The sequence below is a fragment of the Allobosea sp. GW821-FHT10B12 genome (assembly GCF_059415545.1).
In genome coordinates, this window is record NZ_JBWKNL010000002.1 from 668,065 (window position 1) to 682,193 (window position 14,129).

Here is a 14,129-nt window from a genome sequence, read left to right on the forward strand (position 1 = left end):
GAGGCTGAACACGAATCAGGGTCCCCGCCCGACGTCGACTGCGTCGAAACAGCCAACACGAGCGCGGTTAACGTTGCTTGAAGCGCGAGCGCCTTCTCGGCCTCACAAGGCGTTGGGAAGTGGCGCGAAAGCGGCGAGCGCAGCCGCGCCGCCGAGGATCACGGTGAGCAGCGCGACGGCGACGGCTGCGAGCGACACCCGGCGCGGTCGCCGGACCAGAGAGTCGAGCTGCATGGATCCTCGGTGCGAATCAGTGCGTTACCCCAACCCATGCCTGCTGCGACCGCCCGGCCATGCCGTGGCGGAAACATGGAGAAACCGTGGCTTGCCCTTGCGCAACCGTGACCGCCTGGACTGACTCTGGCGAATTCCCGTACTCGGCCGTTTCCAGCGAGGGCGAAAGCGCGCTAAACCCCGCCCGCCATGCTGACCCTCAACGACATCACCTATCGCCTCGGCGAGCGCCTGCTGCTCGACCACGCCAGTGCTTTCCTGCCGACCGGCTCGCGCGTCGGCCTCGTCGGCCGCAACGGCACCGGCAAGACGACGCTGTTCCGCATCATCACCGGCGACCTCTCGCCGGAGGGCGGCAACGTCGCCCTGCCCAGGGGCATGCGCATCGGCGGGGTGGCGCAGGAGGCTCCCGGTGGCCCGGAATCGCTGATCGAGGTCGTGTTGGCCGCCGACACCGAGCGCGCTGCGCTGATGAAGGAAGCGCAGAGCGCGACCGACCCGATGCGGATCGCCGAGATCGAGACACGGCTTGCCGATATCGGCGCCCATTCCGCCCCGGCGCGGGCCGCGACCGTGCTGTACGGGCTCGGCTTCGACGAGGAGGCACAACGGCGCCCCTGCTCCGACTTTTCCGGCGGGTGGCGCATGCGTGTCGCGCTCGCCGCCGTGCTGTTCTCCGAGCCGGACCTGCTGCTTCTCGACGAGCCGACCAACTATCTCGACCTCGAAGGCACGCTCTGGCTCTACGACTATCTCGAGCGCTACCCGCACACGGTGCTGGTCGTCAGCCACGATCGCGAATTGCTCGACACCTGCGTCGACCACATCCTGCATCTCGACCAGGGCAAGCTGACGATCTATCGCGGCGGCTACAGTGCTTTCGAGAAGCTCCGGGCCGAGAAGCAGGCCCATCTCGCCAAGGCGCGCGAGAAGCAGGAGGCCGAGCGCAAGCACCTGCAATCCTTCGTCGACCGCTTCAAGGCCAAGGCTTCCAAGGCCAGCCAGGCGCAATCGCGCGTCAAGCGACTGGAGAAGATGCAGGAGATCGCGGTCATCCAGGATCGCGATGTCCAGCCGTTCAACTTCCCGCCACCGGAGCGGCCGCTCTCACCGCCGATGATCGTGCTGGAGAGCGCCAGCGCCGGCTATGGCGAGCGCAAGGTGCTGCAGCGGCTCAACCTGTCGCTGGCGCCTGACGATCGCATCGCCTTGCTCGGGGCCAATGGCAACGGCAAGTCGACGTTCTGCAAGCTGATCGGCGGGCGCCTTGCGCCGCTGTCAGGCGAGATGCGCCGCTCCTCCAAGCTGGAGACGGCTTATTTCGCCCAGCACCAGCTCGACGAATTACGGATGGAAGACACGCCGGTCGGCCATATCCGCGAGTTGATGCCCGATGCACCGGAAGCGCGGGTGCGGGCCCGCACCGCGCAGGTCGGCTTTCCCGCCAACAAGGCCGACACTCCGGTCAAGAACCTGTCCGGTGGCGAAAAGGCCCGGCTGATGCTCGGCATCGCCACCTTCGGCGGCCCGCATCTGCTCATCCTGGACGAGCCGACCAACCATCTCGACATCGACAGCCGCACCGCGCTGGTCAACGCGATCAACGACTATCCCGGCGCCGTCATCCTGGTCAGCCACGATCGCTTCCTGATCGAGGCCTGCGCCGACCGGCTCTGGCTGGTCGGGGACGGCACCGTGAAGAGCTTCGACGGCGACATGGACGATTATCGCGACTACGTGCTCGGCCGCGACAAGTCGGCCCAGCGCGGCAAGGCGGAGGCGGATGGCGCGAGCAAGGCCGACGAGCGCAAGGGCGCGGCAGCGAAACGTCAGGCGCAGGGTCCGCTCCGGCAGAAGCTCAATCTGGCCGAAGCCCGCATCGCCAAGCTGACCGGGCTGATCGAGAAGGTCGACGGCGCGCTCGCCAACGGCGCCTTCTCGCGCGAACCGGAGAAGGCATTGCTGCTCTCGCGCCAGCGCGGCGAGCTGACGGAGGCGCTTGTCGCCGCCGAGGAGGAATGGCTGATGCTGAGCGAGGAGCTGGAAAGCGCCTGAGGCTCAGGGCAGCGGCGCGAGCTTGAGGCCGAGCTCCCTGACCTGCGAGGGAGTGAGCTTCTTGACTGCGACACGGGTGGTGTAGCTGCCATGCATCTGGCCGCCCGACATGTAGTTCCAGTCGCTGATCATCGCGCTGCCGGCACGATAGCTGTCGCCGTTGCTCAATCCGTCGAGATGGACGGGATCGTTTGCGATCCTGCCGATGAAGACGTCGCCTTCGATCGCCGTCAGGTTCATCCAGATGTGCTCACGCCCGCGATCATGGGGGATAGCGACCTTCACGGCATGACGCTCGCCCTTGCCGCTGCGATAGAGCGCGACGAAATCCGGCAGGGTCTTGCGGGCCTCGGCGATCGCGCGGTTCATCTCGCGGTCAGAGGAACGGAAGTCGACCACCTGCGCGGCCAAGGGCGACGCGACCATGAGTGCTGCGCCCAAGAACCCCAGGCCGCCGAGCACCGCCCGCCTCTGCCGTTGAACCTGCATTTCGACACTCCCGCTTCTGCGCCTTCGGCCGTTCCGATCAACTCACAAACGAGCCAATCGATCGAACGGTTGCCTTGGCCGGGTCAGAGACGGATTCCTCGGTCAAGCAGCCTCGACGTCTCGCCGAGCCGCAGAGGGATGGTTGATTCTGAGCCGCTTTACACGACGGCTCTTATTGCGGCCATTCGCCACCATTCCGACTACGGACGCGTGCGCGCGCTGCATCCAGCAACGCCCGATAATCGGCGTTCATCGCCTCCGGTATATTGCGTTCGAGCGCCGAATTTAGAGCGTTCAGCGCCCAAAGCTCGGCATCATCCACGATTCTGTCTCGAATAGTTCGACCACATTCGTCATCGAACCAGCGATGCAACAGCTCGGACAGGACCAAAATCTCGTCTTGTCCGATATCGAGAACTTTCGACATCACTCAGCCCTGCTGCTCGGGCTGCCCCGGCCTGACGATCCGGCTCAGCCGGTTGTCGGTGAACATGTAGATCTCGCGATTGGCCGGCTCGGAATAGAGCACCTGCACCTCGCGCTGCCCCCTGCCATTGTCACCGATCAGCACGTCGGTCGGCCGCTTGGCCTTGAGCCTGACGAGCTCGCATTCGGTGATGCCGACCGCGATCTCCTTGGGCAGCGGCCGCGTCGAGGGGTCGAGTGAGACATCGGCGCTGCATTCACCCTCCGGCGTCAGCATCGCCTCCTGCGTCGAGACGCGGGCCGAGGCACTGCTGGTTTGGGTGCCGCGCTCATTGGACACAAAAGAGAATCCGCCCATGTCGACGGAGCAGCCGGCGAGCGCAGCCGCCAAAGCGAGGGCAACAGGAACTTTCACGCTTTCTTCTCCCAGCGGCCGGTCTCGTCCTGCTGCCAATAGGTGGCGGCGATGCCGAGCGTCCGCAGCTTTTTCCAGTCTTCCCGAGCCGAGGCGAGCGCATCGGGATCGTCGCCGTCGAACATCAGGATGACGCGCTCGTAAGACTCCAATGCGTCCGGAATGCGAACGCCATCGACGCAGAAGCGAACCTGCGCGCCGTTCGGGTTGTCGGAGGCGGTGGTGAGCACGATCGGATTGGTGGCGGCGTCCGGCTCGGCCGCCGTCGCATGCGGCAGGAAGGATTCGTCGGCATAGGTCCAGAGCCGGTCGTCGAGCCCGGCCAGACGCTCGCGGCTCGACAATTCCACCACCGCCTTCCAGCCGCGGGCAAGCGAACGCTCGAGCAGGGTCGGAATGACCTGCTCGAGTGGGCGTCCCTGCAGATGGTAGAACAAGACCTCGGCCATAACCAAATTAACTCAAATTCTTATGCGATTCGGCTGATAATCCGAATCAGCTCTCGTAGTGATCTGCCACCAGCCGGTCGAGCAGGCGCACGCCCCAACCCGAGCCCCAGGAACGGTTGGTCTCGCTGTTCGGCGAGCCCATGCCAGTGCCGGCGATGTCGAGGTGCGCCCAGGGCGTATCGTTGACATGACGCTGCAGGAACTGCGCCGCCGTGATCGAGCCGCCATGGCGGCCGGCCGAGTTCTTCATGTCAGCGAACTTGGAATCGATCATCTTGTCGTAGGCGGGCGACAGCGGCATGCGCCAGACCGTCTCGCCGGTCGCCTTGCCGGCAGCCGAGAGCCGCTCCGACAGTTCGTCGTTGTTGGAAAACAGCCCGGCATTCTCCTGCGCCAGCGCGACGAGGATCGCGCCGGTCAGCGTCGCCAGATTGACCATGAAGGCCGGCTTGAAGCGCTCCTGCGTGTACCAGAGCACATCGGCCAGCACGAGCCGCCCCTCGGCGTCGGTGTTGATGATCTCGATGGTCTGCCCGGAGAGCGAAGTGACGATGTCGCCCGGCCGCTGGGCCTTGCCGTCCGGCATGTTCTCGACGAGCCCGATCACGCCGACGGCGTTGACCTTGGCCTTGCGGGCGGCAAGCGCCTGCATCAGCCCAGTGACGCAGGCCGCGCCCGCCATGTCGCCCTTCATGTCTTCCATGCCGCCGGCCGGCTTGATCGAGATACCGCCGGTGTCGAAGGTCACGCCCTTGCCGACGAAGGCGACCGGCTTGTCGCCCTTGCCGGCGCCGTTCCAGCGCATCACCACGACGCGGCTCTCGCGATGCGAGCCCTGGCCGACGCCGAGCAGCGCCCGCATGCCGATCTTCTTCAGTTCCTTCTCGTCGAGAATCTCGACCTCGACACCGAGCTTCTCAAGCTTGCCCGCCCGTTCGGCGAACTCTTCGGGGAACAGGACGTTCGGCGGCTCGTTCACGAGGTCGCGAGCAAGCTCGACGCCGCCGGCAATGGCTTCGCGCGCCTTGAGCGCCTTCTTGACCGCAGCCGGGTCGTCGACGCGCAGTGTCACCGTCTTCGGGTCGGACTGGTCCTTGTCGCGGCTCTTGGTCTTGTAGCGGTCGAAAGCATAGCTCCTCAGCCGCAGGCCAAGCCCGATCTCGGCGATCTCGGCGGCCGAGAGCTCGCCCTCCGGCAACGCCGCGATGATGTCGGCGCTGCGGCCGTGCCCGAGCTTGCCTGCGATGGCGCCGCCGAGCGCGGCGAATTCGAGCTTTCCGCGTTCAGTCGCCGGCCCGGTCCCGATCAAGATCAGGCGCTCATAACCTGCTCCGTCCGGCGCGAGCAGTGTCAGTCCCGAAAGCGCCTTGCCCTTGAAACGCTCGGCGGCGGCGGCGCGCGCGATCAGGGTATGGGCCCCTGGGCCGATCCACTCTTCCGTGGCCTTTGGCGGCGCCAGCCTATCCGAGACAAGGATGACCAGATCCTCCCCGGCAATGGCGTTCAGGGCTTTGACCTCAAGCTTCAGGCGCTGCGACATCGAAGGCTCATCGGTTACGGGATAAGGAGCGGACCGGGATCGGGGCTCGCAAAGGCCACAAACGATTCCCGTTTGCGCCATGATCGAAGCTATACCATAGGGAGTTCGAGGCGAGCCGTCCAAGGGGAGCGCCTTCTTCAAGGATGGCAGCCCCAGGATCCTCACCCTCGTGCGTTTCGGACTTCTCGACCGCTACATCCTGAAGATCGCCACCAGCGCGGCGGTGATTCTGCTCGTCGGCCTGACCAGCGTGATCTGGGTGACGCAGGCTTTGCGCGAGGTCGACCTGATCACCGGCAAGGGCCAGACCGCGCTGATCTTCTTCACCGTGACCCTGCTCTCGCTGCCGGCACTGATCGCCGGTATCGCGCCGGTCGCGCTGTTCATGGCGACGCTCTACACGCTCAACAAGCTCAACAGCGATTCCGAGCTGATCGTGATGAATGCCGCCGGCGTCGCGCCACGCCGGCTGACACGGCCATTCATCGTGCTGACGCTGATAACCGCCGCTTTGGTCGGCTGGATGTCGCTTGGGGTGATGCCGGCCGGCTTCCGGGCGCTGCGAGACCTGATCACGCTGATCCGCGCCGATTTCGTCGCCAATGTAGTGAAGGAAGGCCAGTTCGTCTCGCTCGATTCCGGCGTCACCTTCCACTATCGCGAGAAGCAGGGACAGGCCCTGCTCGGCATCTTCATGCAGGACCGACGCGACCCCAACCAGCCGGCGGTCTACATCGCCGAACGCGGCCAATCGGCCGAAGCCGGTGGCAACAGCTTCCTGATGCTGGAAAAGGGTACGATCCAGCGCGAGAGCCGCAATCAGAACTCGAGCTCGATCATCTCGTTCGAGCGCTACGCTCTCAATCTCTCCGCGCTGACGGGCGACGCCGACGGCGCCGGCGGCGGAGATGGCGACAAGGTGATCTACAAGCCACGCGAGCGCACGACCTGGGCGTTGCTCACTCAGGACCGGAACGAGCCCTACTACAAGATTCAGGAGGGCCGTTTCCGCGCGGAGCTGCACAACCGGCTGTCGGCGCCGCTCTATCCGATCGCCTTCATGCTAGTCGCCTTCGCCATCCTCGGCGAGGCGCGCACGACCCGCCAGGGCCGCGCCGCCGCGATCCAGATCGCGATCTTCCTGGTCGGAGCCATCCGAATTGGCGCCTATGCCGCCTGGACCGCCAGCGTGCGCTCGCCCCTCGCGGCCGCCCTGCTCTATATCCTGCCGCTCGCAACCATCCTCCTCTCGGCCCTCGCCATCGGCTTCGGCTCGCGCACCCGCGTCTTCATCGACCAGCTGACGGAGCCGCTGATCGCCCCCCTCCTCGCCTTTACGGCACGTTTCCGGCGCGCCTGATGCTGCTGTTCAAGACCTTCGGCCGCTATCTGACGGCGCGCTTCCTGCGTGCGATCCTGAGCGTGTTCGGCACCTTCTTCTTCCTGATCGCGACACTCGACTTCGTCGAGCTGATGCGGCGCGCCGGCGATTCTCCCACCGCGACGACGCCGAGCATCATCCAGCTTGCGCTCTATCGCGCCCCCTCCGTCGCCGAGCAGATCTTTCCGTTCGCGGTGCTGTTCGGCGGCATGTTTGCCCTGCTCAATCTCAGCCGGAAGCTGGAGCTGGTCGTCGCACGCTCGGTCGGCATCTCCGCCTGGCAGTTCCTGCAACCGGCAGCGCTGGTCGCCGGCCTGGTCGGCCTCATTTCAATCGGCATCTACAATCCGGTCGCCGCTGAGCTGAAGCAGCGCGCCACCGCGCTCGAAGCCTCGCTCTTCGTCCGCACCGGACAGGTCGTCGGCGGCAAGGAAATCTGGATTCGCCAGCGCAGCGTCGACGGCCAGGCGATCATCCGCGCGGCCGCAGCCCTGCAGGATGGGGTGGGGCTCGCCCAAGTCGCCTTCTTCACCTTCTCGCCCGATGGCGGCTTCAGCGAGCGCATCGAGGCGAAGCAGGCGGTGCTCTATCGCGGCTATTGGGAATTGTCGGAGGCGCGCGTCACCTCGGCCACGGAAGAGCCACAGACGTACTCGACATACCTGGTCGCGACGACGCTGGAGCCCGACCAGGTGCGACAAAGTTTCACCCCGCCCGACTCCGTCGGGTTCTGGTCGATGCCGGCCGTGCTGGACCGGACCCAGAAGGCGGGACTCGACACGACGCGCTACGAATTGCGCTATGAATCCCTCAAGGCACGGCCGTTGCTGCTGATCGCGATGATCCTGGTGGCAGCATCCGTTTCCTTAAGATTTTTCCGGTTTGGTGGTGTGACCAGATTGGTGGTAGGTGGCGTCGCGGCTGGGTTCATGCTCTATGTTGCGACACAGTTATCTGAAGAGCTGGGCTCATCGGGGATCGTCAACGCCTCGGTGGCCGCTTGGCTGCCCGCAGTCGTGGGCACGCTACTCGGCGCACTTGCCCTGCTCCATCAGGAAGATGGCTGAGAATACGGTGGCTATGGTTAATTTTGGATTGAGTTCATGGCTTCCGGCGTAAGACGCATCACGCGCCTTGCGGCTGCGACCGCGCTGGCGACCACCCTCGCCCCGGTCCTTGGCTGGACGAGCCTTGCCTATGCCCAAACTCCGGCGGCCAAGCCGCAGGAGCGCATGGTCGTCGACGCGCGCGAGCTCGTCTACGACAAGGACAACAACACCGTCTCGGCGGTCGGCGATGTCCAGATTCTCTATCAGGGCCGGACGATCGAGGCCGACCGCGTCGTCTATGACCGCCAGAGCAAGCGTGTCGTCGCGACCGGCAACGCCCGCATCACCGAATCCAACGGCACGGTGATCACCGGCGACCGCTTCAACCTGACCGACGATTTCCGCGACGGCTTCATCGATTCGCTGCGCGTGGTGAACACCGACAAGACCCGTTTCTCGGCGCCCCGCGCCGAGCGCACGGACGGCGAGGTCTTCGTCTTCGACAAGGGCATCTACACCGCCTGCGAACCTTGCGTGGACCAGCCCGAGCGCCCGCCATTCTGGCAGGTGCGCGCCGCTCGGATCATCCACAAGAAGTCCGAGCAGATGATCTATTACGAGGAGGCCCGGCTCGAGTTCGCCGGCATCCCGATCGCCTATGTTCCGTTCATGTCGGGGCCGGACGCGACCGTTAAGCGCAAGACCGGTTTCCTGGCGCCGAAGTTCATCAACACCTCGGCGCTCGGCTACGGCGTCGGCCTGCCCTATTTCATCAACCTCGCGCCGAACTACGACCTGACGGTCACGCCGACCTACCTCTCGCGCCAGGGCCTCCTCGGCGAGGTCGAGTGGCGGCACCGCTTCGTCAACGGCTCGTACAACATCCGCGCCGCCGGCATCTTCCAGCAGGAGAAGGAAGCCTTTCTGCCGAGCCCCTTCGGCGCCGGCGACGACAAGTTCCGCGGCTCGATCGAGAGCTCCGGCAAGGTGTTCATCAACCCGCGCTGGAATTTCAGCTGGGATGTGGCCGGCTCGACCGACCGGTTCTTCTTCAAGAACTACCGGATCCGCAGCGAGAGCATCACCGCCTCGACCTATCTGCAGGAATCGACCTCGACCGTTTCGCTCAACGGCCAGACCGCGGATGCCTGGTTCGACATGCGCGGCTACTATTTCCAGCCGCTGACCTATTACGACTGGCAGAAGCAGCAGCCTGTCGTCGGACCGGTGGTCGACTACAACAAGCGAATCCACAAGCCGTCGATGATCGGCGGCGAGCTGTCGTTCACCGTCAATCTGACGCATCTGCAGCGCGAAGCGGCCGCTTTCAAGGAACTGCCGCTGCAGAAGAGCTACCTGATCTCGACGCCGCAATACTCGCTGTTCGACGGCTGTGCGGTCTACCAGAAGGGCCAGTGCCTGGTGACGGGCCTCGCCGGCTCGATCGCTCGCGCCACCGCCGAGGTCGACTGGCGGCGCAACTTCGTCGACCCGATCGGTCAGGTCTGGACGCCTTATGCCTCGCTCCGGGCCGACGTGTTCTCGATCAATCCGAACACGACCAACTACGCCAACGCCAATGTCAGCACGATCGCGGACGTCTCCGATGAGGTGTTCGGCCGCGCGATGCCGGCGATCGGCCTGATGTACCGCTTCCCCTTCGTCGCTTCGACATCCTGGGGCACGCATATCCTCGAGCCGGTCGCGCAGGTCGTGGCGCGCCCGAACGAGACTAACAGCCTGCGCGTCGCCAACGAGGACGCGCAGAGCCTGGTCTTCGACGACACCAACCTGTTCGAATGGAACAAGTTTTCCGGCTACGACCGGGTCGAGGGCGGCAGCCGCGCTAATGTCGGCCTGCGCTACAGCGGCACGTTCGGCAAGGATTCCTACGCCAACCTGCTGGTCGGGCAGTCCTACCATCTCGGCGGCCGCAACTCCTACGCCACCGGTGATCTGGTCAATACCGGCCTCAATTCGGGGCTAGACACCCGCCGCTCCGACTATGTCGCCAAGGCGCAATACCAGCCGTTCAGGGGCCTGCTGCTGCAGGCTGGCGGGCGCTTCGACGAGTCGACCTTGGAGCCGCAGCGTGTCGATGCCTCGGCGGCCTTCAGCTACAAGTTCCTGGCGACCACGGTCGGCTACAGCCGCTACGAGCCGCAACCGGATCTGGGCATCCCGCGCCGCCGCGAAGGCTTGAGCATCAGCCAGTCCGTCTCGTTCGCCCAGTATTGGAGCGTGCGCGGCAGCGTGCTGTTCGACCTCGACAAGTTCAAATACGACCGCGAGCGCTATCGCGATGCGCTGTCGCTCTACATGGCGAACCCCGCCGCCTATGCGAACCCGGTCTATCCGAATACCGGCCCGTTCCAGACGGCGTCGGCATCATTGGGGCTGCGCTATCAGGACGAGTGCACGATCTTCGACGTGTCCTATTCGCAGTCCTATGCCGACCGGCAGGCGGGCTCGACCAAGGATACCCGGACCGTCATGTTCCGCCTGGAACTGCGCACGCTCGGCGAGATCAGCTATTCGCAGAATCTCGGTGCGTCCAGCGCTGGCGACGGCGTCTCCTCCAGCAGCCGCTGAGCGCGCTTGTCGCGGCATCTGCTCGCCCTGACACAAGGCGATCCGGCCGGGATCGGCCCGGAACTGGCGCTCGTCGCCTGGCGGCAGCGCGAGGAGCGGGCCGTCCCGCCCTTCGCCTATCTCGGCAATGCCTCGGCGCTCGCCGGATTGGCGGAGAGGCTCGGCCTCCAGGTGCCATTGCGCACTATCGGCTGGGACAAGGCTGAAGCCTGCTTCGCGACCGCCCTGCCGGTGATCGAACTCGACAACGGTTCGCCGGCAACCGCCGGGTCTCCCGATCCGGCCAACGCAGCCGGCGTGATCGAAGCGATCGAGCGAGGGGTCGACGCGGTCGAGACCGGGCGGGCTGCGGCGCTCGTCACCAACCCGATCGCCAAGAGCGTGCTCTACGCCGCCGGCTTCCGGCACCCAGGACATACCGAGTTCCTGGCGGAGCTGGCGGGCCGTGGCCGAGACGCCACGCCGCGGCCGGTGATGATGATCTGGTCGGAGGAGCTCGCGGTCATTCCGGTGACCATCCATATTCCGCTGGAAGCAGTACCGGAGCAATTGACGACGGAATTGATCGTCGAGACCGGCCGGATCGCTGCGGCCGATCTCAAACGCCGCTTCGGCGTTGCCCGGCCGCGGCTGGCGCTATGCGGCCTCAATCCACATGCCGGCGAAGGCGGCGCGCTCGGCAAGGAGGATGCGGCGGTGATCCTGCCAGCCGTCGAGCAGTTGCGGGCGCTCGGCATCGAGGCGAGCGGCCCCTATCCAGCCGATACCCTGTTTCATGCACGGGCGCGCGCCGGCTACGATGTGGCGCTCGGCATGTATCACGACCAGGCGCTGATCCCGATCAAGACGATCGCCTTCGACGAGGGGGTCAACGTCACGCTCGGCCTGCCCTTCATCCGGACCTCGCCTGACCACGGCACCGCCTTCGACATTGCCGGCAAGGGCATCGCGCGGCCGGACAGCCTGTGCGCGGCCTTGCGGCTTGCGGCCCGCATGGCCGAGGCCGAGCGCGGAACAGAGGCATGAGCAGCGCCACCGCCCAGGACGGATTGCCGCCACTGCGCGAAGTGGTCGAACGCCATGGGCTGATGGCGCAGAAGGCGCTCGGCCAGAACTTCCTGTTCGATCTCAACCTGACTGGCCGAATCGCCCGCGCCGCCGGCCCGCTCGAAGGCCAGACTGTCGTCGAGATCGGCCCCGGCCCGGGGGGACTCACCCGCGCTTTGCTGGCGAACGGAGCCGGGCGCGTCATCGCCATCGAGCGCGACCGGCGCTGTATGCCGGCGCTGGCCGAGATCGGCGCGCATTATCCGGGACGGCTGGACGTCGTCGATGGCGACGCGCTCGCGGTCGACCTCTCCGGCCTGCTCGGCGGCAGCCCGGCCCGGATCGTCGCGAACCTGCCCTATAATATCGGCACGCCCTTGCTGGTCGGCTGGCTCAGCGCCGAGCCTTGGCCGCCCTGGTGGAGCTCGCTGACACTGATGTTCCAGCGCGAGGTCGCCGAGCGCATCGTCGCGACGCCGGAGCAGCGCGCCGCCTATGGCCGGCTCGCCGTGCTCGCCAACTGGCGCTGCGAGACGAAGATCCTGTTCGACGTGCCGAAGACTGCCTTCGTGCCGCAGCCGAAGATCACCTCCTCGATCGTCCAGCTCGTGCCGCGCCAGCAGCCGGAGCCCTGCGACAGGCGTTTGCTCGAACGGGTGACGCTTGCCGCCTTTGGCCAGCGCCGGAAGATGCTGCGCCAGAGTCTCAAGGCCGTGCTCGCCGACCCGGCGGCGATGATCGAAGCCGCCGGGCTGTCGCCGACCATGCGGGCCGAGGAGGTCTCGGTCAGCGGCTTCGTCGCGCTCGCCAACGCCTTTGCTCGGCAGAGCTGATCAGCTGGTCTTTTCGCCCAGCAGGGTTTCGACGAATGCCGGCATGCCTGTGGCCCGGCTGCGCTTCAGCCGTTCGGCGGCCAGGATCGAGCGAACCGCCTCATAGGCGGCGCCGAGATCATCGTTGATGATGACGTAGTCGTAGACGTTCCAGCGCGCGATCTCGTCGCGGGCATTGGCGAGCCGCCGCGCGATCACCTCCGGAGCGTCTTCGGCGCGCCGGACCAGGCGCGAGCGCAGCTCGGCCATGGACGGCGGCAAGATGAAGATCGCGACGACGTCCTCGCGCGCCTTCTCCAGGATCTGCTGCGTGCCTTGGTAATCGATGTCGAACAGGACATCGCGCCCGGCCTTCAGCGCCTCCTCGACCGGCCTGCGCGGCGTGCCGTAGCCATTGCCGTGAACCTCGGCCGACTCAAGCAGATCGTCACGCTCGCGCAGCAGATCGAAAGCGTCGCGCTCGATGAAGCGGTAATGGACGCCATCGATTTCCGACGGGCGGCGCTCGCGCGTCGTCACCGAGATCGAGAGATCGAGATTGGTTTCCTTCTGCGACAGCGTCCGCGTCAGCGTCGACTTACCGGCGCCGGAGGGCGACGACAGGACCAGCATGAGGCCGCGGCGAGCCGGACGGATGAGATCGGCCATTGCGGTCACTCCACGTTCTGGACCTGCTCGCGCAGCTGGTCGACGGTCGTGCGCAGCTCCAGCCCGATCCGCGACAGGCCGGGGTCGCCAGCCTTGGCGCAGAGCGTCGAAGCCTCGCGACCGAACTCCTGCGCCAGGAAATCGAGCTTGCGGCCGATCGGCCCGCCCTGGGCGAGCAATTCGCGCAGCGCCGCGACATGGGCATGCAGCCGGTCGATCTCCTCGCGGATATCGGCCTTGACCGCAAGTAACGCGGCTTCCTGGTGCAGGCGCTGCGGCTCCAATGCGGTGCTCGCTTCCAGCAGCGCCGCGATCTGTCCCGTGAGGCGGGCGCGGATGGCTTCGACGCTGCGGCCAGGATGAGCTTCGGCATCGAGAGTCAGACGGGCGATGGTGTCGAGATGGCCGGAGATGATCGCCTCCAGCGCCCGCCCCTCGGCGAGCCGCGCCTGCTTCAGCGCCGCGATCGTCTCGGCGAGCGCAACGAGCACCGGCTTTTCGAGTTCCGACAGCACATCCCCGCTCTCCTCGGAGACCTCGACCACGCCGCGGATCGCCAGCAGGCCGTCGAGCGTCGCCGGGGCGATGCCGGCCGGCAGCTTCACCTGGCTCGCGGCCTCGATCAGCGCGGCAAGCGCCTCCTGGTTGATGCGCGGGCGCGGAGCGGACGCTTCACTGGTGATGGCGAGGTTGACATGGAGGGTGCCGCGGGTGAAGGCGGCCGAGAACTGCTTACGCGCCGCTTCGGAGAAGCTGTCGAAGCCCGTGGGGACGCGGACGCGGACGTCGAGGCCGCGGCCGTTGACGCTGCGGACCTCCCAGGCGAAGGCATGCATGCCGGTCGTTCCAGCCGCCCGGGCGAACCCCGTCATGCTCTCGATCGCCATATCGTTCAAACCCTCTTCCGGAATGCGGCCGGACCGTAGAGAGGCGTTGCCCCGGTCGCAAGCTGCCGGCGCAGCAAATTTGGG

At 66.1% G+C, this 14,129-nt stretch carries 14 protein-coding genes; 6 read left to right on the top strand and 8 right to left on the bottom strand.

Annotation, left to right across the window (positions count from 1 at the left end):
• Positions 1-102 precede the first annotated feature (102 nt).
• On the bottom strand, positions 103-234 hold the full coding sequence (locus AC07O0_RS08490) for a hypothetical protein (protein WP_494621888.1): 132 nt from the start codon (positions 232-234) through the stop codon (positions 103-105).
• A 189-nt stretch (positions 235-423) separates the two neighbouring features.
• Between AC07O0_RS08490 and AC07O0_RS08495 the strand changes: the two genes are divergently transcribed.
• Positions 424-2,289 (top strand): ABC-F family ATP-binding cassette domain-containing protein, encoded by a 1,866-nt coding sequence (locus tag AC07O0_RS08495; protein WP_494621890.1) that lies wholly within the window; start codon positions 424-426, stop codon positions 2,287-2,289.
• A gap of 3 nt (positions 2,290-2,292) precedes the next feature.
• Here the strand turns inward: AC07O0_RS08495 and AC07O0_RS08500 are convergent, their stop codons facing one another.
• The 5 genes from AC07O0_RS08500 to AC07O0_RS08520 all read right to left on the bottom strand — a co-directional run bounded on the left by AC07O0_RS08500 (position 2,293) and on the right by AC07O0_RS08520 (position 5,608).
• A complete protein-coding gene (locus tag AC07O0_RS08500) occupies positions 2,293-2,715 on the bottom strand; it encodes a YegJ family protein (protein WP_494621892.1) in 423 nt (140 codons plus the stop codon).
• A gap of 235 nt (positions 2,716-2,950) precedes the next feature.
• Positions 2,951-3,205: a hypothetical protein gene (locus tag AC07O0_RS08505; protein WP_494621894.1), complete on the bottom strand. Its 255-nt coding sequence runs from the start codon at positions 3,203-3,205 to the stop codon at positions 2,951-2,953.
• A gap of 3 nt (positions 3,206-3,208) precedes the next feature.
• Positions 3,209-3,619: a hypothetical protein gene (locus AC07O0_RS08510; protein ID WP_494621896.1), complete on the bottom strand. Its 411-nt coding sequence runs from the start codon at positions 3,617-3,619 to the stop codon at positions 3,209-3,211.
• Positions 3,616-4,068 carry a DNA polymerase III subunit chi gene (locus AC07O0_RS08515; protein WP_494621898.1) on the bottom strand — a complete coding sequence of 151 codons (453 nt, stop codon included), beginning with the start codon at positions 4,066-4,068 and terminating at the stop codon, positions 3,616-3,618. The genes AC07O0_RS08510 and AC07O0_RS08515 overlap by 4 nt, the downstream gene beginning before the upstream one ends.
• 46 nt (positions 4,069-4,114) lie before the next feature.
• On the bottom strand, positions 4,115-5,608 hold the full coding sequence (locus tag AC07O0_RS08520) for a leucyl aminopeptidase (protein WP_494621900.1): 1,494 nt from the start codon (positions 5,606-5,608) through the stop codon (positions 4,115-4,117).
• 169 nt (positions 5,609-5,777) lie between these two features.
• On the opposite strand from AC07O0_RS08520, the gene lptF reads away from it, so the two are divergent.
• From lptF to rsmA, 5 genes are read left to right on the top strand one after another with little or no spacing between them, the layout of a single operon-like run.
• Positions 5,778-6,968, top strand: coding sequence for an LPS export ABC transporter permease LptF (lptF, locus tag AC07O0_RS08525; protein WP_494621902.1), 1,191 nt, complete (start codon positions 5,778-5,780; stop codon positions 6,966-6,968).
• On the top strand, positions 6,968-8,056 hold the full coding sequence (gene lptG, locus AC07O0_RS08530) for an LPS export ABC transporter permease LptG (RefSeq protein ID WP_494621904.1): 1,089 nt from the start codon (positions 6,968-6,970) through the stop codon (positions 8,054-8,056). The genes lptF and lptG overlap by 1 nt, the downstream gene beginning before the upstream one ends.
• A gap of 36 nt (positions 8,057-8,092) precedes the next feature.
• Positions 8,093-10,630, top strand: a complete 2,538-nt coding sequence (locus AC07O0_RS08535; protein WP_494621906.1) for an LPS-assembly protein LptD — start codon at positions 8,093-8,095, stop codon at positions 10,628-10,630.
• Between the two features lie 6 nt (positions 10,631-10,636).
• Entirely contained in the window at positions 10,637-11,656 is a 1,020-nt protein-coding gene (gene pdxA, locus AC07O0_RS08540) for a 4-hydroxythreonine-4-phosphate dehydrogenase PdxA (protein WP_494621908.1), read from the top strand.
• Entirely contained in the window at positions 11,653-12,510 is an 858-nt protein-coding gene (rsmA, locus tag AC07O0_RS08545) for a 16S rRNA (adenine(1518)-N(6)/adenine(1519)-N(6))-dimethyltransferase RsmA (protein WP_494621910.1), read from the top strand. Before pdxA ends, rsmA begins: the two co-directional genes overlap by 4 nt.
• Here rsmA and gmk read toward each other — a convergent pair whose 3' ends face one another.
• On the bottom strand, positions 12,511-13,158 hold the full coding sequence (gmk, locus tag AC07O0_RS08550; RefSeq protein ID WP_454027378.1) for a guanylate kinase: 648 nt from the start codon (positions 13,156-13,158) through the stop codon (positions 12,511-12,513).
• Positions 13,159-13,163: 5 nt separating this feature from the next.
• Positions 13,164-14,045 (bottom strand): YicC/YloC family endoribonuclease, encoded by an 882-nt coding sequence (locus tag AC07O0_RS08555; RefSeq protein ID WP_494622374.1) that lies wholly within the window; start codon positions 14,043-14,045, stop codon positions 13,164-13,166.
• Between the last annotated feature and the right edge of the window lie 84 nt (positions 14,046-14,129).